At 54.6% G+C, this 20715-nt stretch carries 22 protein-coding genes and 2 pseudogenes; 6 read left to right on the top strand and 18 right to left on the bottom strand.

What is annotated here, in order from left to right:
• Nucleotides 1–257: 257 nt before the first annotated feature.
• From AC2FIC_RS04235 to AC2FIC_RS04215, 5 genes are read right to left on the bottom strand one after another with little or no spacing between them, the layout of a single operon-like run.
• On the bottom strand, nt 258–1073 hold the full coding sequence (locus tag AC2FIC_RS04235; protein WP_496692032.1) for a formate/nitrite transporter family protein: 816 nt from the start codon (nt 1071–1073) through the stop codon (nt 258–260).
• A gap of 6 nt (nt 1074–1079) precedes the next feature.
• Nucleotides 1080–1640: a hypothetical protein gene (locus AC2FIC_RS04230; RefSeq protein WP_496692031.1), complete on the bottom strand. Its 561-nt coding sequence runs from the start codon at nt 1638–1640 to the stop codon at nt 1080–1082.
• Entirely contained in the window at nt 1637–2236 is a 600-nt protein-coding gene (locus tag AC2FIC_RS04225; RefSeq protein WP_496708925.1) for an SCO family protein, read from the bottom strand. Before AC2FIC_RS04225 ends, AC2FIC_RS04230 begins: the two co-directional genes overlap by 4 nt.
• Nucleotides 2236–3696 (bottom strand): cbb3-type cytochrome c oxidase subunit I, encoded by a 1461-nt coding sequence (locus AC2FIC_RS04220; RefSeq protein WP_496692029.1) that lies wholly within the window; start codon nt 3694–3696, stop codon nt 2236–2238. Before AC2FIC_RS04220 ends, AC2FIC_RS04225 begins: the two co-directional genes overlap by 1 nt.
• Nucleotides 3697–4206 carry a cupredoxin domain-containing protein gene (locus AC2FIC_RS04215; RefSeq protein WP_496692028.1) on the bottom strand — a complete coding sequence of 170 codons (510 nt, stop codon included), beginning with the start codon at nt 4204–4206 and terminating at the stop codon, nt 3697–3699.
• 106 nt (nt 4207–4312) lie between these two features.
• On the opposite strand from AC2FIC_RS04215, the gene AC2FIC_RS04210 reads away from it, so the two are divergent.
• Nucleotides 4313–4777 (top strand): RrF2 family transcriptional regulator, encoded by a 465-nt coding sequence (locus tag AC2FIC_RS04210; protein ID WP_281973916.1) that lies wholly within the window; start codon nt 4313–4315, stop codon nt 4775–4777.
• Between the two features lie 33 nt (nt 4778–4810).
• Here AC2FIC_RS04210 and AC2FIC_RS04205 read toward each other — a convergent pair whose 3' ends face one another.
• The 8 genes from AC2FIC_RS04205 to AC2FIC_RS04170 are packed head-to-tail and all read right to left on the bottom strand — an operon-like array spanning nt 4811 to nt 9753.
• Nucleotides 4811–4936 (bottom strand): hypothetical protein, encoded by a 126-nt coding sequence (locus AC2FIC_RS04205; RefSeq protein WP_496692027.1) that lies wholly within the window; start codon nt 4934–4936, stop codon nt 4811–4813.
• A gap of 25 nt (nt 4937–4961) precedes the next feature.
• Complete coding sequence (gene ccoP, locus AC2FIC_RS04200) at nt 4962–5834, bottom strand: cytochrome-c oxidase, cbb3-type subunit III (protein ID WP_496692026.1); 873 nt, start codon at nt 5832–5834, stop codon at nt 4962–4964.
• Nucleotides 5825–5992, bottom strand: a complete 168-nt coding sequence (locus AC2FIC_RS04195) for a cbb3-type cytochrome c oxidase subunit 3 (protein ID WP_281973918.1) — start codon at nt 5990–5992, stop codon at nt 5825–5827. Before AC2FIC_RS04195 ends, ccoP begins: the two co-directional genes overlap by 10 nt.
• Nucleotides 5989–6720 carry a cytochrome-c oxidase, cbb3-type subunit II gene (gene ccoO / locus AC2FIC_RS04190; protein WP_496692025.1) on the bottom strand — a complete coding sequence of 244 codons (732 nt, stop codon included), beginning with the start codon at nt 6718–6720 and terminating at the stop codon, nt 5989–5991. Before ccoO ends, AC2FIC_RS04195 begins: the two co-directional genes overlap by 4 nt.
• 6 nt (nt 6721–6726) lie before the next feature.
• Complete coding sequence (ccoN, locus tag AC2FIC_RS04185) at nt 6727–8346, bottom strand: cytochrome-c oxidase, cbb3-type subunit I (protein ID WP_496692024.1); 1620 nt, start codon at nt 8344–8346, stop codon at nt 6727–6729.
• On the bottom strand, nt 8336–8626 hold the full coding sequence (locus AC2FIC_RS04180; RefSeq protein ID WP_496692023.1) for a TehB family protein: 291 nt from the start codon (nt 8624–8626) through the stop codon (nt 8336–8338). The genes ccoN and AC2FIC_RS04180 overlap by 11 nt, the downstream gene beginning before the upstream one ends.
• Nucleotides 8627–9367 (bottom strand): DUF2189 domain-containing protein, encoded by a 741-nt coding sequence (locus AC2FIC_RS04175; RefSeq protein ID WP_496692022.1) that lies wholly within the window; start codon nt 9365–9367, stop codon nt 8627–8629.
• On the bottom strand, nt 9364–9753 hold the full coding sequence (locus AC2FIC_RS04170) for a group III truncated hemoglobin (RefSeq protein WP_496870020.1): 390 nt from the start codon (nt 9751–9753) through the stop codon (nt 9364–9366). Before AC2FIC_RS04170 ends, AC2FIC_RS04175 begins: the two co-directional genes overlap by 4 nt.
• 174 nt (nt 9754–9927) lie before the next feature.
• Between AC2FIC_RS04170 and AC2FIC_RS04165 the strand changes: the two are divergent.
• Nucleotides 9928–10023, top strand: a pseudogene (locus AC2FIC_RS04165) (IS6 family transposase); the annotation flags it as partial.
• A gap of 60 nt (nt 10024–10083) precedes the next feature.
• Here the strand turns inward: AC2FIC_RS04165 and AC2FIC_RS04160 are convergent.
• Nucleotides 10084–11037, bottom strand: coding sequence for an AraC family transcriptional regulator (locus AC2FIC_RS04160; protein WP_142637643.1), 954 nt, complete (start codon nt 11035–11037; stop codon nt 10084–10086).
• A 139-nt stretch (nt 11038–11176) separates the two neighbouring features.
• Here AC2FIC_RS04160 and AC2FIC_RS04155 point away from each other — a divergent pair, with 139 nt between their 5' ends.
• From AC2FIC_RS04155 to AC2FIC_RS04140, 4 genes and pseudogenes are all read left to right on the top strand, one after another.
• Nucleotides 11177–11701, top strand: a complete 525-nt coding sequence (locus tag AC2FIC_RS04155; RefSeq protein ID WP_496692020.1) for a DUF4142 domain-containing protein — start codon at nt 11177–11179, stop codon at nt 11699–11701.
• 29 nt (nt 11702–11730) lie between these two features.
• Nucleotides 11731–12048, top strand: a complete 318-nt coding sequence (locus tag AC2FIC_RS04150; protein ID WP_496692019.1) for a cupredoxin domain-containing protein — start codon at nt 11731–11733, stop codon at nt 12046–12048.
• Nucleotides 12049–12115: 67 nt separating this feature from the next.
• A pseudogene (locus tag AC2FIC_RS04145) lies at nt 12116–12226 on the top strand (integrase); the annotation flags it as partial.
• Between the two features lie 271 nt (nt 12227–12497).
• On the top strand, nt 12498–13289 hold the full coding sequence (locus AC2FIC_RS04140) for an inositol monophosphatase family protein (RefSeq protein ID WP_496692018.1): 792 nt from the start codon (nt 12498–12500) through the stop codon (nt 13287–13289).
• A 576-nt stretch (nt 13290–13865) separates the two neighbouring features.
• Here the strand turns inward: AC2FIC_RS04140 and AC2FIC_RS04135 are convergent.
• The 4 genes from AC2FIC_RS04135 to AC2FIC_RS04120 all read right to left on the bottom strand — a co-directional run bounded on the left by AC2FIC_RS04135 (nt 13866) and on the right by AC2FIC_RS04120 (nt 20685).
• Entirely contained in the window at nt 13866–14939 is a 1074-nt protein-coding gene (locus AC2FIC_RS04135) for an ABC transporter ATP-binding protein (protein WP_496692017.1), read from the bottom strand.
• Nucleotides 14936–17152, bottom strand: coding sequence for an ABC transporter permease (locus AC2FIC_RS04130; RefSeq protein ID WP_496692016.1), 2217 nt, complete (start codon nt 17150–17152; stop codon nt 14936–14938). Before AC2FIC_RS04130 ends, AC2FIC_RS04135 begins: the two co-directional genes overlap by 4 nt.
• The gene (locus AC2FIC_RS04125; RefSeq protein ID WP_142637631.1) at nt 17153–18178 is read right to left on the bottom strand and encodes an ABC transporter substrate-binding protein; all 1026 of its coding nucleotides are present in this window, start codon (nt 18176–18178) and stop codon (nt 17153–17155) included.
• A gap of 479 nt (nt 18179–18657) precedes the next feature.
• Complete coding sequence (locus AC2FIC_RS04120; protein WP_496692015.1) at nt 18658–20685, bottom strand: oxidoreductase; 2028 nt, start codon at nt 20683–20685, stop codon at nt 18658–18660.
• Nucleotides 20686–20715: the final 30 nt, after the last annotated feature.

Below are 20715 nucleotides of genomic sequence, written 5' to 3'. Positions count from 1 at the left end.
GCATCTCCCGCACATGAAATGGAATGATCAAATGGCAGCTCCAATAAACGCTGTGCAAACGGCTGCAGATTGAATTCTGCGCCGGCTGCACCCTAACAAGAAAGTATGCGATTTCCAGCGAATACATCCAGTTGGAGATTGTGAGTGATCCTACCTTTTTGAGTTGCTCGGCCCCAGACACAGGCCCGGCATTTGCTTATCGGTCTTTGGAGACGGGGATATTGACAGGTTGTGTCACGCTCATGATCACGCCCTCACTAGACAGGATGTCTGGTTGACGCGGGCGTCGCGATACCCTTGACCGTGGGCTTCGACGCCGCTCGCCAATAGCCGTAGCCCATGATCCCGGCACCGGCGAATGCGTTGCCCAAGGTGACATACGTCAAATTGTGGGCGGCTCCGGCCAGAGTGATGCTGTCGGGATGATCAGAGAGCAGCACCAGTGAAAATACGGTCATGTTCGCAACGCTGTGTTCAAACCCGGCAGCGATAAATGCATACAGGCACCAGAAGATGACGATGCATTTGGTAACATCGTCTTTTGCGCGCGCCGAACACCACAAGGCGAGACAAACCAGCCAATTGCACAGGATCGCTTTGGCGAACAGCTCCAACTCAGTGCCGTGCATCTTCTTGGCGGCTACCTTGTAAAGCAAAGCGTCTTCTCCTGCTCCCAGGATAAGTCCGCCACCGCCTACGACGAACAGCAACGTCAACAATATGGCCCCGATCAGATTTCCTGCCCAACTGACAAACCAACAGCGCAGCACATCCGACCACGCAATACTTTTGGCAAGTAATCCGTGCGTCATGTACATGGTGTGACCGGTGAACAGCTCGGCCCCTGCAAAGACCACAAGGGTCAAGGCGATACCGAAGCTAGCCCCCATGACGATGGGACGGATGGATGGATCCGCGCCCTGCCCCACGGAAAAGATCAGCAGGATGCCCGCCCCAACAAACGCGCCTGCCTTTACTGCGAGGATCAGAAAGGCGATTGGATCTGCTCGCAGGTTGACGCTTTTCTTTTGCGCCAGTTCTGCAAACCCAATGACTGTGTCAGCATAGGTCATTTCGTATTACACTCCACAGCTTGCGCAGCTGGTCGCATTCGACCTTTGGCCGTTTGGAATTCCAAACAGGATCGGGATAGCCCAGAGACAGGCCAAGCCAGCAGCGAGGTAGAGAAAGGCCATGCCCAGATCCTTCTGAGCCGAGACCAGGTAGGAGTTGCAGATCCTGACAGGTGCATGCGTGTACAGAAATCCCAGCACGCCCAGCATCGACAGCGCATTCGCCTTCAGAAACCCCCTCAGGACCGGGCCCAGCCTGGGCCAGGACACCCTTAGAGGAACGCCCAACAACAGTGGCAAGCTTAGGTATTTGGCAATTTCGCCCGTCGATGTCAGCGCCCAATCGACATTTCGCGGAAGCATCCAGAACAGAAAGACGGTTAAGGCGACAAGCAGCAATGGAACCGCCCATTCTTGCCGAACCTGCCTGTTCCAGGCTAACAAAACCCCGGCCAAAACCAGCAATGGCATCTGCACCAAGACATGCTGGATCGGGCTTTCAATGACCGCATAACGAAGTGCGACAGCTTCGGCCGCCGCGAGGAAGGCACGACCAAGCAACTTCATGAGTTGCGCTCCTCCAAATGGTTTAGAACAGCGTCGATCGCATCGGTATCAAACACCGCCGAAAATCTGCCGTCGCTGTCAATCACATGGATCGCGGCATTGTGCTGAAACCCGCCCCACTCATCCGGGATGACAGTCACGTCAAACAGCTTCAACAATGCCGGCAACTCTTCCGGCCTAGGCCGCGCGACGGTCCACATTTTGCCATCTGCCTCATGGGCCTCTCCATAAACTGCCATCTGCTCTGGTGTATCCCGCTCAGGATCGAAGCTGACCGAGATCATCCGGACGGGCATTTCACGCAGCTCCAGTTGATCCCGGATCTCGGCAAAATCCGCTGCAGCAATCTGACAGATGTCGCCACAGACAGTGTAGATGAACTCGACCAGAACCACCTCTTTCCCTTGCGGTGACAGAGGCAGCAACTGACCTGACATATCTTCCAGTTGCAGGGCTGGAACTGGACGTGGAGCGCGTTCCACATCCAGTCTCCGCGCGGCTTCGCTAGTGAATGCCTGCACTCCGTCAGTGGCATGCCAGAGTGTTCCCAAGCCTATGCTTGCGACAAGAACCGAGGGAAGAGCGCGGACCATCATCAGCCGTTGCTCCGCCCAAGACGCAGCACAAAGCGCAGAACAAAGAGCAACGTTCCCAACACAACAAGCCCGCTGAACAAAGTGCCAATGCGGTCATGGGTCAGCCATTCTTCGTAGTGCACCGCCCAACGGCGGGGAATCGAAGCCGCGCCAGAGAACAGAAACACTGTCACAAACCCAGCAGCACCCGCGAGGTAGGTCACAAAGGCGGCACGGTCCAGCCCGCTCATCTGGGCGATGGTTTTGCCACGGACCAACCAGGCCATGAAACCAAAAGCCATCGCCACTTCACCCAGCAATAGATAGGTGTGGAAATGCCCGGGGACCCACATAGTGTTGTGCATCACCTTGTTCACGCTGATCATTCCATCGATCGACGCGGGGATTGAGCCAACCGCCCAGCCTGCCACGGACAGAACCAGCAGCGAGGACGTCAGATCCCAGGTCATTTTTGAGCCGCGCACGTAGAGGAATGTGGAAAACGCCGTGACCGCGATAAGGGGAATGCCGCTGAAGTACGAAACCAGTTGCCCGATCACCAGCATCCAGGGTGGCATGACAACATCTTGCAGCAGATGGTGCCAGTAAACAGCCATCACGAATATCAGTACGGCATTCCAGGCTATCGCAAACAGTCGGTTCGATTTCCAAGGCTTGCCGGTGTATTCCGGCAGGATTTCATAAACCGCAGTCACTGCCATATAGATCGAGGCATTGATGAAAACGTGGCCAAAGAAATAGATCAGGTTCTTGGCCAGCAGCGCATTTACTTCAAATCCTGGGACCAGCAGGTGGACAAAGCTCGCCACCAATACGGCAGCACCAAGGATGATCCCGATCGAATTGAAAATAGTCACCGCCGCCGCCGCGACGATGGTTGGCGGCGGAGGATTTTTGTCCTCGCGCCCAAGGATCAAGTTCCAGCCCAGTGCCCGGACAAGGCTACCATAGCGTGCATGAATCTGACGACCGAGTTCCAGATAATACAGCAGAAAGCCAACGCCGATCGAAACATATCCAAGCATGAACGCAGCAGCCGCACCCGCTTCCCACGCTCCGCCGGACATCGCGGGCAACGGAAACAGGAATGTCCATGCGCCGCCATATCCGCCGATGAAGATCGAGCCTAGGATCAGGACAACACCCAACAGGAACAGGGCAAGGAAAGCCCAGAAAATTGCAGCTGTCAGGACAATGTGACGTCCGCAAAAATACCACATGATCGCGGCGCCAGACAGCGCCGCTGTACCGACCATTCCGGCACCATGGGCCGTCAGGAGCTGATAGAACAATGCAGGATCCACTTCGATCCATTGACCCTGCGCGGCGCGCATGATCAGGCCAAAGACCATCATCAAGGCAAAAACCACGCCTGAAAGGATCATCGTGAGCTTGACCGCTCCGGTTTGAGGTTCAGCGGCGATTGATTTCCCCGCAAAAGGTTCAGATGCAGTGCTCATTCAGTCCTCCACCGCGACGACTTCGAATTCGTTGACCATGTCCTGATGTGCCACTCCGCAGAACTCCATGCACAGGATCTGGTAGGAGCCCGGATCATCGAACGTATACGTGACTTTGGTTGTGTAGCCCGGGATCACCTGGACCTGCGTCAGAAGGCGAAGGTCTGAGGTGTAAATGCCCAATCCGTGGGTAACGTCCTCGGTCGTGGCGCTAAAGTTTATGGGTATTCCAGCGGGGATCTCGACGGTGTCGATATCCCACCACCACTGCCCGCTGGTGATAGAGACGGTCAAGGCGTCGTCTGTGCTGGCTACGGCATGCGGCCACGGTCGCAATGTGCCAACCGCAACAATTACGCCGACAATCGTCATTGCCCAGATCAAGCCCGAACGTTTCGAGTTGGCCTTGGGTCCGGGTTCCGGCCCATCAGAAGCCCGCACGGCCAACCAGAAGACAAGTGACAGCACTGCCATCAGGATCAGCGAGATCAATAACACAACGGGCTGCATGAGCCATCTCCCATATTAGGTATTATAAATACCCATTATAAAGGTAAGAAAAAGATGTCAATAAAATAGGCATTTTCAAAGCCTATTTTTTATGGGAAGAATAACTATGCAAATTACCAAGTTCTCCGACTATGCCCTGCGCATCCTGATCCATCTTGCCACCCATGAAGAAGGGTTGATGTCGACGCGTGAGATCGCGGCTATGCAAAACTTGCCCTTTAATCACCTGGCCAAGATCTCGCAGTGGCTTACACACGAGGGCTATGTAGAATCCATGCGTGGGCGCAACGGTGGCATGCGTATGGCCCTACCTCCCAATGCGATATCGATTGGCGGCCTACTACGAAAATCCGAACGCGGCACACCTTTGGTGGAATGCATGAAGGAAGACGGCGGCTGTTGTGTAATGACGCCCGCTTGTGGATTGTTGCCAATTCTGAACGAAGCTCAGGAGGCGTTTTTTGCTGCCTTGGACACCAAGACTTTACAGGACGTATTGGAAGGGAACCGTGGCATGAAAAACCTGATCCGAGCGTTGGAAGTCAGTCATGCGCTGGCATCAAGCGATTAATACGCAAACTGTAGTCCTATAATAATTTGATTGTTACTTGGCCGCGCCAGGCACAGCCTTTACAATCGCCTGTCCGTCCCATGCCTCGAAAGCCACGGAAAGGTGCCATGCCTTGAACCCGATGTAGCCGACCAGAAGGGCCAGTATCATCAGATACATTGCCTTTCGGAATCGTGGATTTTCTTCAACTTGGTGCATCTTCTGCATTCCACAGTAGATACAACGTGAGCATTCGAATCTGGGCGTCGCTCAGACGTCCTTCCCACGCAGGCATTACACCTTGCCGACCGTGATAAATGCTATGGTAAATCTCATCCCGGTCGCCTCCATAGATCCAGCGTTCATCACCTAGATCGGGCGCGCCGATTTCATAGCCCCCGCGCCCGTCACCGCCATGACAGGCCGCGCAGTTTTCTTCGAAGATCAACCTACCGGCGCCAGCCGCCGTCGCATCATGCTGCTTTCCAGAGAGGGCCAAGACAAATTCTGTAACCTCTTCAACCTGCTGCTTTTCGATCATGCCTTCTGCGCCAAACGCCAGCATCTGTGCAATCCGTGTATCGTCATGCTGCGCATTGATCCCATAGCGTATGGTCGCCTCAACCTCTTCCGGTGCGCCTGACCACAGCCAATGTCCGTCTACCAGATCGGGAAAACCAGGCTGCCCTTTCAGATCATTCCGGTGACAAGCGGCACAATTGTCAGCGTAAAGCTTGGAAATCGACGCGCTATACCTTGCCTCCAGTGTTGGGTCTGCGGCCAGTTCTTCGAGATCCTGTGACGCAAAAGGCGCAAATGTCATTTCACGATCAGCATTCGCTTGCTGAAGTTCTGCAACAACCTCTGATCGGGATGAATACCCCAACAGCCCTTTTGCATAGTCGCGCGCACCTGGGAAGGATGGGTAGAACACCCAAAACAGTGCTGCGATGATGATACTGATCCACAAAGCCCATCGGGCCGCCCAGGGAACAGGTGTGTCCAACTCTTTGATACCGTCCCACTCGTGGCCGGTCAGATCAGTACCGGAAATCGGATCCTTTTCCTTTAGCGCCACGGCTGATCCTCCTGATGGTCCAGCGGAGATTGCGCAGCGTCATCGTAGACTTTTCGCCGTGAGGGCCAGTAGGTCCAGACAACTGCGGCAAGAAAGACGACCAGCAGGTAGATTGCACCCCAGGTCTTGGAGAAAACGAGAACCGTATCATGTGTCATCGTTGAACCTCCTCAAGGTTTAACGAATCCAGATCGGCCAATGTGCCAAGAACCTGCAGATAGGCCACAAGGGCATCCATTTCCGTCAACTCACTCGGGTGCCCGTCGTAATCCCTGACCTGAACGTTTTCACCGTAACTTTCTTGCAGTTCACCTTCATAATATTGCTCGGCATCTGCTTGCCATGCAGCATCCTTTTCCGCATTTTCGATCTGAGCATCTGTGTAAGGCACCCCGGCGCGGCTAAGGGCTCTTAAAGAGGCAGGCAGGTGGCCTGTTTCCAGCCGCGCGTCAGACAAAAACGCATAACCAGGCATGATCGAGCCTTCCATCAGCTCTCGTGGCGCTTCCAGATGCGCCACATGCCATGCGTCAGAGTATTTACCGCCAACTCGCGCCAAGTCCGGCCCTGTACGTTTCGAGCCCCATTGGAACGGGTGGTCATACATGCTTTCGGCGGCCAGGCTGTAGTGCCCATAGCGTTCGATGTCCGACCGTAGGGTGCGGATCATTTGACTGTGGCAGGCATAGCAGCCCTCGCGCACATAAATATCGCGCCCTGCCAGTTCCAGCGGAGTGTAGGGCCGCATGCCGTCGACTTCTTCCACCGTGTTTTCGATGGTGAACAAAGGGGCGATTTCAACAATGCCACCGATTGATGCAACCAGCAGGATAGCCATGGCAAAGCCAAGTGAGTGGCGTTCGAGCTTTTGGTGTTGTGTACTCATGGGCTGCTACTCCGCCGGCTGGACCAAAGGTCCGGATTGCCTGGTCTCGGCTTGCCGCGGCCCACTGACCGTCATGTAGATGTTGTATGCACCGATGCACGCTCCGATTAGATACAGCAGCCCCCCGATCGCACGGGCGACATAGTAAAGATGCATCGCGATCACACTGTCGAGGAAGGAATAAAGAAACGCACCATCCGCATCATAGGTCTGCCACATCAGTGATTGTGTGATGCCACTGTTCCACATTGCGCCGACGTAAATCAGCGTCCCGCTCAGGGCGAGCCAGAAGTGCCATGCCTCCAGCCGCAATGAATACACGCCATCTCGTTTCCAAATCCAGGGCACCATTTTATACATGGCACCAAAGGTGATGAAGGCGACCCAGCCCAACGCCCCCGCATGTACATGGCCGACGGTCCAATCCGTGTAGTGGCTCAGCGAATTGACCGGACGGATCGCCATGAACGACCCTTCGAATGTCGACAGTCCGTAGAACAGAATCGCGACCATCATAAACCGGACCGCCGGATCCGTCCGGACCTTATCCCAAGCCCCGTTGATCGTAAGGATGCCGTTGAACACAGAGGCCCAGCTCGGGACCAGCAGGATGATCGACATGGTCATGCCAAGGTACTGAACCCAGTCCGGTAGTGCCGTGTAGTGAAGGTGATGTGAGCCAGCCCAGAGATACAGGAAGGTGATCCCCCAGAAGCCAACAATTGACATTCGGTAAGAGTAGATTGGCCGGTTCACAGCTTTGGGCAAGAAGTAATACAGCATCCCTAGGAACCCGGCGGTCAGCAGGAAGCCAACAGCATTGTGCCCATACCACCATTGCGTCATTGCATCCTGTGTGCCGGAAAATAGCGAGTAGCTTTTGGGATAGGCAATGGAAACCGGAACCGAGAGGTTGTTCACCGTATGCAGCATCGCGATGACAACGATGAAGGCCAGGTAGTACCAGTTAGCCACATAGATATGCGGTTCAGCCCGGCGAGAGAGCGTCTTTAGGTACAGACCAAGATAACCAACCCAGACGATCAGCAAAACCAGATCCATATACCATTCCGGTTCGGCATATTCCTTGGATTGGGTGATCCCCAAGGGGTAGCCGGTCGCCGCAAGGACCATGAACAGATTGTACCCCCAGAACACCATCCAGGGCAGCGATTCACTGGCCAATCTGGCGCGCGAGGTACGTTGGACCACATAAAACGACGTCGCGATTAACGCGTTGCCGCCAAAACCAAAAATCACGGCAGATGTATGAACCGGGCGCAACCGGCCGAAGTTCGACCAGAACATATCGCCGTTCAGTGCTGGAAACGCCAACTGCCAGGCGAGGATATCTCCAACCGTGAACCCTATGATTGCCCAAATCAGCGCGGCGATGACACCAAACCGAATGACCTTGTCATTGTATTCTAAAGGGATGTCCTTTGGGGCCTCGCTCAAACGGTTGATCATCCACATCAACCCCCAACCAGCGGCTATTGCGATCAACCAACCATGCAGCACGTAGGCGGTAGGAACCCCCCAACCAAGTATGGCTACGCCACCGACAAAGATCAAAGCAAGGGCACACAGGACGGCAGCATCCTCAAGAAAACTCTCACGCTGCATCGGGCGCCTCCTGCCGGTGGAAGCGTACTTCAAACTCGACTTCGCCAATCGGATTCACCGAATGAGTTTGCTGTGGTGCGAACACAGCAGTATCCCCTGCGCCCAGAACTAGGTCATCCTTGTCATCCCGGCACAGTAGAAGCTGCCCATGTTGCACAGCCAATTGACCCCAGACACCCGCTTTGGTGCTGTGATCTTTGCGTAGCTTTTCTGGCAATGTCTCATGCGTGAACCGCGAGGTCGCATAGTGCACCACGCCTTTTGGAAGCGCTTCAGTCATTTATGCATCTCCATGAAAAAGCTCGGCATAAGCATGCCAGGTCGCGTACCCGAGCAATGGGAACACCACGACCAAACCCAGTAGCCCGGACAGTATTCCAACCAAAGTCAAAAGAGTGATGATGGCTCCCCAGCACAAGCAAAGCTTGAAGTTGTGAGTGGTGGCGTTGAAGCTGAGCCCCATAGCCGAGAAGCCATCGATCTTGCGGTCGATCAGCATTGGCAATGAAAACGCTGACACCGCAAACCCTAATGCCGCAAACAGCCCGCCAACCAATGATCCTGCGATCAACAGCGCCCATCCTGATGGCGTAGTAATCAGCAAAAGCAGCGTATCTGCGAAGCTTGAGAATGGGCGCAGCCCGTAGACTATGGCGAACATAACTGTGGCCGCGCGAATCCAGATTAGGGCAAAAACCATCAGTATGACGCCCACCAACGTAATCTGACCCGTGGCCGCTCTGAGCCCTGTTTTACCGCTTGCTACGGAATAAAGACCAATCGTTGCAAGTGGTCCGACCAAAACGCCGCCAGCTAGCAAAGGCAACAAAACCCAACCAAGATCGTTGAGCATCAGGGCCGCAACGCAAATCCACCCCAGAACTACGAGTGAACCACCGTAAAGCAAGGAATATCCCGGGTTGCGTTTCACGTCGCCCCAGCCCGACTGCAGCCAACGTTTGACAACGCGTGCGGGAGGATCAGAGATGACCTGAGCTTTGGTATAGACAGAGACCGTCATGACAACACCGGCGGAGCGTCAGCCTCTCGACGAAAGTTCTCAATTCCGAATGACAAGCCCTTACCGATCCTCCTGGCCAAATGTGAGAACGCTTCGGCGGTTGCAGGTTTAAGGGCTTTTTTTGCGGTGTCTTCGAACAGGTCGAGCCACAGGCGAAAATGTTCTGGCAGGATTTCAGAGTTCGCCAGGTGAACCTGCATCGGGTTACCCGAATAGCCTGTCTCTCGTAGAATGGCGCCGCGCCAAAAGGCTGCGATCTTTTCTTCGTGTTCGGGCCAATCTTCGATTGCCCTGTCAAATACCGGCCCCAGATCAGGATGCACTCTGATGCGCGCATAGAACCGGTTGACCAAAGTCGCGATTTCATCCGCTGTGATGTCAAACATATGTGGCCGAATTGGCATGGTACGAGTCATCGGATCTACCTTAACGATACGCCTCACTATCTGCGCACTATAATAGGTATTGTCAATACCTATTATAGTGCGCATGGTACGACCTACATCAAGGGGAAAGGCGCGTGGGTCTATCTTTACCCAGCCGTCGACATCCACAGCAAAACGCTCGACGGAATAGAAGTGGTGCACATAATCCGCAAAGGACAAATCACGCCCGGTGTCTGTCCGTTTCGGCAATTTGCGGAGCTGGCGGCTTAGTCCGCCGGTACAAAGATATCACTGTGGCAAGTTAAAACTTCGCAACAGATCCCGTCCGGTTTATTGCGCCGATGATAACGTGATTTGCCGACGGAAGCCGGCAGGTGAGAGGCCGATTTCCCTCTTGAAAACGCGTGCAAAAGCAGAATCCGATGCGTATCCAGCGCGTTCTGCCGCATCCGAAACAGAACTTGATGGGTCAGTAAGACAGCGTTTGGCGATCTCCAGCCGCCAAGCTGTTACGTATTGCATTGGCGACATCGCCATCTTTTTCTGAAACTGAACGGCAAAGTTTGTTCGTGACATGCCTGCAATGCGCGCCATTGTTTCTATCGTCCAGGATGCGCTTGGATCCTTGTGAAACGCGTCAAGAGCCCGAGCCAGATGGTGATCAGAGAATCCGTTCAAGCCCCACCTCGAGGATTCGTCACTTTCCACAAACGAACGTATGGCCTGCGCAAGTATGGCTTCTGACATCTTCAAAGCAATGAGATCGCCACCGAGGCGAAGACCCCCGGCCTCATCTCCGATCATGCGCAGTGTCGCCTCCATCCATTTTCCAGCGGATTCCCCGTAATTCCTGAGGTGAATGATCGGTGGAAGGCGTTCCAACAGTATATGTTTTGCATGAGGGTCGAATGAAAAATGGCCGCAGATAAGTTGCGTGTCACGTTCATCGCCGTCGCCGCCGTAAACCAGAACCCCAGTCCCAGTGTATCCCGACCGTTCGATGACCGTGTCCAGCGGCAAAACTGCATCTCTCGTTTCAGCCGCGCAGTACAACTTGTGTGACGCGCCATGCGGAACAATCAACAGATCGCCCTGCTCCAGCCCCACCACTTTTTCATATCCTTCAACTTCGATCAGGCAATTGCCCCTATGAGCAAAATGAAATCGGGCGACGTTATTGAACTTGGGAACTTCAATCCCCCAAGGGGTGGTCAACGAAGTTCGAAAATAGAGCGCGCCTTGAACAGACAGTTTCGTAAGGATATCGCTAAGCAAATCAAGCATGCATTTTCATGGCAGTATTTGGCGTTTTTGTACAGTAGCTTGAACGATCTGCACAGAAAATCGAACGTTCCCGCATATATCTCACTTCCCGGTTCGGATTACTCCTATTGCCATCGTAACACTCAGTGGAGTCTCCAAAATGAAGAAACTGATTTCCGCATTTGCTGTGGCACTTGCCATGACTGGCGCTCAAGCCTCTGCGCAGGACGTCGCCGAGATGAGCGATCTCGAATACGCTCACATTGCCTATACGGCCGATAACATCGACATTCGGTATGCCTATCTGGCGCTGGCTTTGTCGTCGAACCCCGACATCCATGAATTCGCAAACACGATGATCCGCGACCATACTGCCGTGAACGAAGCGGCCTTGGGCCTGCTCGAAAAACTGGGCGCGTCAGCGCAGGACAATGCGTTCAGCCAAACGCTGAATGCCAATGCCGAAGAGATCATCGATGGCTTCGTCAAGCTGCGTGGAGCAGAGTTTGATGCCGCTTATGCAGCCAATGAATTGGCCTATCACCAGGCGGTGAATGATCTGGTGGAGAACACAATGATCCCCAATATCGACAATGCCGAGGTGAAGGCTCTGTTCGAGCAGGGACTTGAGATCTTTAAAGCCCATGAAGGCCACGCCGAAATGATGGTCGAGGCACTGCAGTGATGGGAAAAGCCCATTCACGCCGTCGCGTAATGGTTGGAGCGGTCGCATCGGCGGCCGTTCTCGCTTTAACCCGAACGCGGGCCCTGGCGGCAGAACCAGTAGTCCACGAAGTCAGCATCAAAGCATTCGCATTCACGCCAAAGCTTCTGAACGTGTCTGTTGGTGATACCATTCAATGGACCAATGAAGATCTGGCGCCACATACGGCCACGGCAGATGAGTTCGGATGGGACACTGGGGAGATCCCAAACGGTGTCAGCGCCAAAGTTGAGGTTACTAAAGGTATGGAAACAAAATATTTCTGTGCGTTTCATCCACATATGAAGGGAACAATAGTGATCATGTGATTTGACTCATTGGATCGACTGAACGAAAGCGGACTATGATGCAGGGCGCAGCATATGGAGCTTTGGGCTTCGCGCCTTCCAGCTTCTGTTGGGGCACACAAAGATGGACAGCACGGTCAGGTATCTTGGTGTTGAACTTGAAGATGCCCTGGCTATTGCTGAAGCCATTGAAATATAACATCTCTGGGCCGCTCTCGCTGGCAACCCGAAGCGGACCATCATCGCAACTTCAAGTGCTGCGATGCAGTGTTCTCAAAATCCGGCGAGGGTCACGAGCAATATGCGACTTCACTGCACGGAAGTGAATGAGTGCTTTAATTGGCATATTCTTTCGACAGAAACTCGGGCGACTCGAAGAAAGTGGATTTCTGTCTGGCAAACACTGTTTTGTGTTCTGACACCCCATCCACTAGGGATGGTGTTGCATTTAGCAGGAAGTGAGCCGACCTATGCATAACATCATTGCACGAAGAAACTTCGCCGTTGCGGTAGCCGAAGAGGCGGGCGCGCTTGCACTAGAGTATTTTGCTTCCAGAGACACCTTGGTCATTGATCAAAAAGGCGCGCAAGACTGGGTCAGCGAGGCGGATCGCAACGTCGAAACCTTCATTCGTCAAAAGATTATGAACTCTTTTCCTGATGATGGGATTTATGGCGAAGAACACGCCGAAAAAGCTGGCTCCAGCGGTTTTGACTGGGTGATCGATCCGATTGATGGGACAACGAACTTCGTCAATGGCATTCCGGCCTGGACGATTGTCTTAGCGGGCGTCTCAGACAGTCAGACGCAGGTCGGTGTGATTTTCGAGCCAAACGTTGGTGAAACTTACGTGGCGGTCCGAGGCGAAGGTGCCACTTTGAATGGACACGCCATGCAGGTTGCCTCAAGCGTGGAGCTGGCAAGTGGAACCGTCTCAATAGGTTATTCGAACCGGGTCGAGGCATCAAAAGTCATACCGGTGATTGCGGCCCTTATCGAACGTGGCGCTCTTTATCATCGCAATGCAAGCGGTGCGCTTTCGCTGGCCTATGTCGCGGCGGGACGTCTATTGGGGTACATTGAAGAGCACATGAACGCCTGGGATTGCCTCGCCGGTCAGTTGATGATTGCCGAAGCAGGTGGCGAGATCGAGGATCAAGACGCCGACGGGATGATCCGGGACGGTGGTCGCGTAATCGCTGGCACACCGGCCGTGTTCGAGACCTTGAAAATGATCTGCGACGACGCTTGGAACGACTAACGTCCTTCAGGCAATCGGGCTCGACCCGAATTCAGGTTGAAGAGTTTTAATATCCGCACGCCAGAAGTGGCCCAGACCAGGTTGAACAATCCGACGATCGATTTTCTGCCCTGCAAGATGGCACCAAAGCAGTGTTCCGACCGCGCCTTGGGTTACAATGGCCAGGTCTTTTCCGTCTTGGTTTATGACGATTGACAAGACTGTTCGAACGATACGCAGTTGCGCGGCATGGGCTGTTTCCCAACTGCAGAAGCTGGACATAGGTGCCTTGAAAAAGGGTGTCAGCGGTGGACCTTGAATATCGAGGGAGGAAGGAACCCGGTAGTGTTTCGGTCGTTCTCACTCAATCCAGGCTCGGAATTCGCAACCAGCCCCAAAGGCTTTGCAAGGATAGCGTCTGTTTCGGACGCTTTTCGCTCGGTACTGGACCAGATATCTGTCGCGCTAGACATGGCCTTGCTTTGTGAAAATGTGTCGGCTCGGGCGCGGCCAATTTCACTCAAACCCCATTCGGTGACCGGTGTCTCTGGCTCAAGGACGACCTCCGGTTGAGAGACGACTAAAAGTTTACCCACGTCACCCTTCCGGCAACAGAACGGGGCCACGTTCGGCAAAAGACATTTTGACTTCCGAGCCGATTTCCAGTGGCTCGTCCACGTCGTCCTGCACAGCAAATACCTGCCCGAAGGCACCGGCCAGAGTGTACTCCATCCGCACGCCAACATAGGTCGCCTTGGCAACTTTGGCCGGGATGCCGATATCAGATCCAATCAATATCCGTGACGGGCGCACGGCCAGCGTTGCGGGACCAGGCGTTAGGCCACGAGAGGGGAGCGTGTGTTGATAGCCCTCGATTTCGATCGTGGCTAAATCGCCATTAACGGAAAGAATAGTGCAACTGATCAGGTTAGCCTCACCAATGAAATCGGCCACGAACCGGTCAACCGGCGCATCATATAGTTTACGCGGCGTGCCGATCTGTGCGATGGCAGCGTTGCGCATGACGACAATCTCATCTGAAACGGCAAGGGCTTCTTCCTGATCGTGAGTCACATAGACGACGGTCAAACCGAGATCTTGCTGAATGGCGCGGATATCTTCGCGCACCTGGCGGCGCAGTTTTGCATCGAGGTTTGAGAGAGGTTCGTCAAAGAGCAAAACCTGCGGTTCCAAAACCAATGCACGAGCGACGGCAACGCGCTGTTGCTGCCCGCCGGAAAGTTCGCTTGGCAAACGATTGTCGAAGCCCTTCAGGCCAACCAAGTCTAACCCATGCAGCGCGCGCGATCGGGACTCGCGCTTGTCAAAGCCGGAAAAGGTCAACCCATACATGACGTTCTCTAGCACGCTCATATGCGGAAAAAGCGCGTAGGATTGGAATACCATCGACACGTCACGGTCGGTAGCGGGTAATTTGGTCACGTCTCGGTCGCCGATCAGAATTCGGCCCGAGGTCGCCATTTCCAGACCTGCGATCATGCGCAACGTCGTCGTTTTGCCGCAACCAGAAGGGCCCAAAAGCGTCACCAACTTGCCAGCCTGGACGTGTAGATCGATGCTGTCGACAGCCACCACATCCCTGCCGAACACTTTCGAAACCCCCTCGAAACGAACAGGCGCGGCCTTACTTGCTATAGTCGTTTCGGTCATGTCGTTTTCTCTGTCCCGAGTTGTGTACGTCGCCCGATCTGAACACGGCCTACGAGGATTTGTAACATCCCGACTGCCGCCAACATCACGAAGATCAGCGTTGTGGAATATGCGATTGCAAGACCGTAATCGTTGTTTTCGACCCGACCGATAATGTAGCTGGTGGCCATGTCATACTCGGCGGAAACAAGGAATATCACCGCCGATATCGCCGTCATTGCCCGGACAAAACTGTAAACCAACGCAGCCAGGATAGCGGGCCGTAAAAGAGGAAGAATTACCCGCCTGAAAGTCTGCCAGGAATTTGCACCGAGCGTCAGCGAAGACTCGTCAAGCGACTTGTCTAATTGTGACATAGACGCAATACCCGCGCGAACCCCAACCGGCATATTGCGGAAGATAAAGCTGACGACAAGGATAACGCCTGTGCCAGTGATCTCGATCGGGGGCACGTTGAATGCCAGGATATAGCTGACGCCAATAACCGTGCCGGGAATAGCGAAAGAGAGCATCGTGCCAAACTCAAACGCATTCTTTCCCGCAAAACTTTGCCGTGTCAGCAGATAGGCAGTGACCAACCCTACGGCGGCCGTCAACGGTGCGGCAATGGCAGCAATGGTGATTGTGGTCCAGAAACTGTCCCAGGCGGCTCCGGTCCAGCGAATACCTTCTTCTTCGAAGCGAACCGAAAAGGCTGTGACGTAGTGCTTGAACGTCAGCGAGTTATCAACGCCCCACAGTTCGACGATACTTCCATAGATGATCATCCCGTAAACCACGGCAGTGAAAACCGCCCAGGCAATTGCAATGCCCAGAACCGGTATGGCAAGGCCGCGCGGCATCAAGGGGTGCACACCCGCGTCGCCCTTGCCGGAAACGGTGGTATAACTCTTTTTCCCCAGCCACGCGCGCTGCGCATAGAAGGCGGAAAGTGTGAAGAACAAGAGCACCATGGCCAGAACAGCAGCACGGCCCTGATCGTATTGCGCTCCGACGATGGCGAAGAAAATCTCGGTCGACAGCACATCGAAATTCCCGCCCAAAACAAGCGGGTTGCCAAAATCGGCCATGGATTCGATGAACCCAAGCAGGAAGGCATTGGCCAGGCCGGGACGCATCAGAGGCAGGGACACGGTTTTGAATGTTTGCCAACGATTGGCTCGAAGGGTTTGGGCGGCCTCTTCCATCGAAGGTGACACCCCTTCGACCACCCCGATCAAAACCAGAAAGGCGATCGGCGTAAATGCCAGAGTCTGAGCGATCAGCACCCCGGGCATGCCATAAAGCCAGCGCGTAGGCTGCACACCAAATATCTCAGCAACAAATTTGGTGACCGAACCGGAAAGCCCAAACAGCAGGATCAGTGCAAGACCAATCACGAAGGGCGGTGTGATAATCGGCAAAACTGTCAACGCGCGCATCCCGCGTTTAAAACGAAAACCTGACCGTGTGACGACAAGTGCAAAACATAGTCCAAGTGCCGTCGTGATGAAGCCCACAAGAACTGCAAGAAACAGAGAGTTCCACGCGGCGCCGCATTTGGCACCGGCAAAACAGCCCAAACCCCAAAGTCGGTCATCAAAGAATTTCGAGGCAAAAACCGAAACTGAATAGGCACCATCTTCGGTAACGAAGGCGGCAAACAACATCTTCGCAATTGGAAAGAAGACGAAAATTGTAACAATGGTGATTACGCCGCCAATTGCACTGACGACGAAAACGTCGCCGTTGATGGCACCGCGCGCCGCAATACCCTGAGTTAAAAGGAACAGGAACGCTGTGGCGCAGATCATCGCGCCGTATCCCATGCCGAACTGGCGGATCTTCGGTTCTCCGAACAGCGCCTTCATCCAGTCGAAATTGAACCCGCGAATGCCAATTGAGAACCCTTGCGCAATCAGCCAGCCAAAACCCAAGGCACCAGCCAAAATCAGGATACGTGCATATTGTGGATCGGACTTTGGTTTGCCGAGTATCAACAAAGGCAAGGTAAGCGGGACCAAAAGCGGCGTAAGCCACAGCTTTTCGCCCTGTCCGATCAGGAAAGCGGCAGGCGCATAATCTTCATCGAACGGATATCCATCGACCAGCCATACGAATGACCAAATGCCATCCTCCACCATGAACCATGGCAGCAGGCAGAATCCGACCCACCCGGCAACAATCCAGAAGATCAGAACCGGGTGGTTCGTTTTTGGTGTGGTGTCAGTCACTTACTGTGGCAGTACTGAGACCTCTTCGTCCCATTTCTGCAAGAGACGCTTGCGTTCGTCAGACGAGCCGTACTTTTTGAAGTCATAGTCAATAAGCTTGATCTGGCTCATGTCAGGTGCGCTTTCAGAGGTCTCCGAATTTTTGTTGGACGGAACCTGGAAGGCGTTAACCTCAAGCGCAAGGTTCTGGGCCTCGGGGCTGAGGGCCCAGTCATAGAACTTTTTGGCTTCTTCTTCATTTCGAGCGCCATCAATGATCGACATCGAGCCGATCTCATAGCCTGTGCCCTCGCATGGGGCCACGACCTTGACCGGAAAACCTGATACGGCCTGCTTGACCGCATCATGCATGAAGACGATACCGATGGTGTTCTCACCCCGGCCGGCGGCCTTGATTGGGGCTGAACCCGACTTGGTGTATTGGTTGATATTCGAATGTAGGCCCTTCATGAACTCAAAGCCGTCGTCTTCGCCAAATATCTGAACCATCGAGGCAAGCGTCGTATAAGCGGTGCCCGAGGAATTCGGGTTCGCCATTTGCACGTGCCCTTTATACTCGGGCTTCAGCAAGTCTTTCCAACATGCGGGCTCGGGCAAGCTGTTCGCGGCCAAGAGGTCGGAGTTATAACCGTAGCCGAGTGCGCCTGAATAAATTCCGATGGTTTTGTTACCTGCACTTTCAGCCTGCGAGATCGCCCAGTCGTGAAGCTGGTCACGCATCGGCGACACGTATTCCATCGTCAGGCCTTCTTCGGCGGCTTGCAAATGGGGATCACCGGTACCGCCCCACCATACATCGCCTTTAGGGTTAGAACTTTCCGCGCGAATTTGTGCAAACGTCTCGCCCGAGGACTTGCGGGTCATATTGACGTCTATGCCGGTGGCATCCTCGAAACTGCGCGCCATGAGTTGACACCAATCTTCCTGTGCCGAGCAGTAAAACGTCAGCTTCTCAGCTTGGGCCGCAGTTAGCGAAGCCGCAAATGCTATCAGCGATCCCGCCAGCGTCGTCGTCAGATTTTTCAATTTCTTTCCTCCCCTATGTGTCGTGCCGAAATTTTCAGCGCGATACTCGTCAATTCGTCGCTAGTGGCGGTCGCTCTAAGTCGCTAGTTGATCTAATTGCGTTGGCCAGATCAACATCCGACCAGCCTCCCAATGACAGAAGCAATCTCAACACTGTACTGCTGGTTCTGCAAGAAAATTCAACGAGCATTGGTTTTCTGCACCGGTGGGTTTTGAACCGCCAAGCCTGTTTACAGCACCAAGTTTGAGTATCGGGAGCGTATTTTGATGTCGCATTGTTTAGGCAGCCCTTTGCTGAGGCGGCCGCTTCCTCCAGCGTAGAGCAAGCATCGTATTTCGAACTTAAGATCTGCTTTTCGTCTGCAAACTAGGTCTCTGTGCGAGTGCTGCGAACTTCTGCTTTCCTGAAGGTTTTTCGATGCGGGCCGAGGTACAGCTTTGCCTTCGCCGCAACTGATGAAAAATGCTCGAAGCGCAGCTCAGGCTGAACAGCAAATACGCATAGCGTCGAGAATCGCGGCGTGCATATTGCGGCCTGCGATCGCGTCACCAATTCGGGCCAGATAGAACTGGCCATCCGGCTCGTCTTCCCTGAACGGGAATGAACCATTGATCAGCGCCTTGTGATCAACCTGCCCAAGGTTTCGCGAACTTGGCTTTAGATCGTGATAGAGCGCGTCCGTCGGGATTAGACCTTGCTCGACAACCACGTGGTCGACAAGACGCTTGGTGATATCACCGGTCAAGACATTGCGCAGGCTGGCGCACACCCGGTTTCCCTCTTGGCTTAGAGCACGGAGTTCGTGGAGGCAGGTAAAGGTCACCCCGTTGGCTGCCAGATCGCGCAAAGCAACGGCAGAGGTCGTTGGGCCAAGGTCATGCAGAATCGCCCGGTCGGGGGTCACAAGTTCGACGCTGTGGCCAGCGCCTGCCAACATGTCGGCAGTGACTGCCGCGGGATGGTCTCCAATCTCGTCGAACAATAGAACTTCGCCCGAGACACGCGCTTCTCCTGACAGAACCTCCCAACTGGAGAGCGCCAGATCGCCGCCCGGAATGGATACTGGCTCGGGCCATCCTCCGGTAGCAACAATGACTAATTCCGGGGCTTCTCTAAGCACGTCACCGGCCTCGACATAGGTATTCATGCGAAGATCAACACCAAGGGTGGTAACCTCGGAAATCAACCAATCGGCAACACCCCATATCTGCCTGCGTGTCCCGCCCTTGGCTGCCAAAACAAGCTGCCCCCCCAGCCGATCTGACGCCTCGAACAAAACCACATCGTGACCGCGCAAGGCACTGACCCGCGCTGCCTCCAGCCCGCCAGGTCCGCCGCCGACGACAACCACCTTCCTTCGGGTGCGGCTGGCAGGAATGACATGGGGTAAAGTTTGCTCCCGCCCGGTGGCGGCATTGTGTCCGCACACGGCGGGCTTGCCCTGATTGACCCGGTCCACGCAATACCCGAGGCCAACACAGGTACGGATACGATCCTCTTCCCCGCGTGCCAGTTTTGCCACCAAATAAGGATCAGCCATTTGGGCGCGCGTCATGCCGACCAGATCGACATGGCCGCCTGTAACCGCGTGGCGAGCCGTTGCAATGTCTGCGATGCCGCCTGCATGCAGAATCGGCAGGTTGACGGCTTCGCGGATGCGTCCGGCCACAGTAATATGCGGAGCGGCTGGCAGACCCATAGGACGCACCCATTCAGCAAGGCCAAGGTCATCGTAGGGTGCCCCGACCAGGATGTTGAGCAGGTCGACATGGCCACTATCTTCCAGCATCCGGGCGGCGGCAATGCAGTCCTCGGCGCTCAGCCCGCCCTCAATCAACTCATCGCCGGTGATGCGCATGGACAGTATGAACTTCGGACCGACCTCTGCGCGCACCGCATCCAATACCTGCAGGGTCAGGCGCATGCGGTTCTTCAACGTTCCACCAAAGGCATCGTCGCGTTGGTTGGTGAGTGGAGACAGAAACTGGCCCAGCAAATGCGAGTGGGACAGAAGCTCGATCCCATCGAACCCGCCCCGCTGACAACGTCGCGCCGCAGCGGCATAATCGCCGATCACTCGTTCAATGTCCTCTTGTTCCATTGCTTTGGGAAAGGCGCGGTGCGCGCGTTCGCGAACGCCGGACGGGGCAATAACCGGCAACCAATGCCCATCATCCCAAGCAGTGCGGCGTCCCATATGAGTGATTTGACACATGATAGCGGCCCCATGCAGATGCACGCCATCCGTGAGCTTCCGAAACCAGGGAACGATACTGTCGTCGCCGGCATAAAGCTGGCCGAATACCGAGGGGCTGTCGGCAGCGATATTTGTCGATCCTCCGATCATTGTCAGGGCGACGCCACCCTTGGCCTTTTCTTCGTGATACAGCCTGTAACGGTCTCGCGGATGACCATCTTCGACGTAATTGGGCGCGTGAGAGGTGCTGACGATACGGTTGCGCAGCGTCAGGTGCTTGAGCTGAAACGGATCAAGTAGTTTCGCCATGATCAACTCCCTTCGGTAATGACACCGGTC

Source organism: Ruegeria sp. CDSC079 (assembly GCF_059610505.1).
Note: the sequence above shows the minus strand (reverse complement) of the source record. Positions and strands in the feature narration are given on the sequence as shown.

Bases quoted from the DNA above. Each gene is read 5' to 3' on its own strand.
- AC2FIC_RS04235 (WP_496692032.1), bottom strand. From the start codon at position 1,073: ATGACCTATGCTGACACAGTCATTGGGTTTGCAGAACTGGCGCAAAAG.
- AC2FIC_RS04230 (WP_496692031.1), bottom strand. From the start codon at position 1,640: ATGAAGTTGCTTGGTCGTGCCTTCCTCGCGGCGGCCGAAGCTGTCGCA.
- AC2FIC_RS04225 (WP_496708925.1), bottom strand. From the start codon at position 2,236: ATGATGGTCCGCGCTCTTCCCTCGGTTCTTGTCGCAAGCATAGGCTTG.
- AC2FIC_RS04220 (WP_496692029.1), bottom strand. From the start codon at position 3,696: ATGAGCACTGCATCTGAACCTTTTGCGGGGAAATCAATCGCCGCTGAA.
- AC2FIC_RS04215 (WP_496692028.1), bottom strand. From the start codon at position 4,206: ATGCAGCCCGTTGTGTTATTGATCTCGCTGATCCTGATGGCAGTGCTG.
- AC2FIC_RS04210 (WP_281973916.1), top strand. From the start codon at position 4,313: ATGCAAATTACCAAGTTCTCCGACTATGCCCTGCGCATCCTGATCCAT.
- AC2FIC_RS04205 (WP_496692027.1), bottom strand. From the start codon at position 4,936: ATGTATCTGATGATACTGGCCCTTCTGGTCGGCTACATCGGGTTCAAG.
- AC2FIC_RS04195 (WP_281973918.1), bottom strand. From the start codon at position 5,992: ATGACACATGATACGGTTCTCGTTTTCTCCAAGACCTGGGGTGCAATC.
- ccoO (WP_496692025.1), bottom strand. From the start codon at position 6,720: ATGAGTACACAACACCAAAAGCTCGAACGCCACTCACTTGGCTTTGCC.
- ccoN (WP_496692024.1), bottom strand. From the start codon at position 8,346: ATGCAGCGTGAGAGTTTTCTTGAGGATGCTGCCGTCCTGTGTGCCCTT.
- AC2FIC_RS04180 (WP_496692023.1), bottom strand. From the start codon at position 8,626: ATGACTGAAGCGCTTCCAAAAGGCGTGGTGCACTATGCGACCTCGCGG.
- AC2FIC_RS04175 (WP_496692022.1), bottom strand. From the start codon at position 9,367: ATGACGGTCTCTGTCTATACCAAAGCTCAGGTCATCTCTGATCCTCCC.
- AC2FIC_RS04170 (WP_496870020.1), bottom strand. From the start codon at position 9,753: ATGTTTGACATCACAGCGGATGAAATCGCGACTTTGGTCAACCGGTTC.
- AC2FIC_RS04160 (WP_142637643.1), bottom strand. From the start codon at position 11,037: ATGCTTGATTTGCTTAGCGATATCCTTACGAAACTGTCTGTTCAAGGC.
- AC2FIC_RS04155 (WP_496692020.1), top strand. From the start codon at position 11,177: ATGAAGAAACTGATTTCCGCATTTGCTGTGGCACTTGCCATGACTGGC.
- AC2FIC_RS04150 (WP_496692019.1), top strand. From the start codon at position 11,731: ATGGTTGGAGCGGTCGCATCGGCGGCCGTTCTCGCTTTAACCCGAACG.
- AC2FIC_RS04140 (WP_496692018.1), top strand. From the start codon at position 12,498: ATGCATAACATCATTGCACGAAGAAACTTCGCCGTTGCGGTAGCCGAA.
- AC2FIC_RS04135 (WP_496692017.1), bottom strand. From the start codon at position 14,939: ATGACCGAAACGACTATAGCAAGTAAGGCCGCGCCTGTTCGTTTCGAG.
- AC2FIC_RS04120 (WP_496692015.1), bottom strand. From the start codon at position 20,685: ATGGCGAAACTACTTGATCCGTTTCAGCTCAAGCACCTGACGCTGCGC.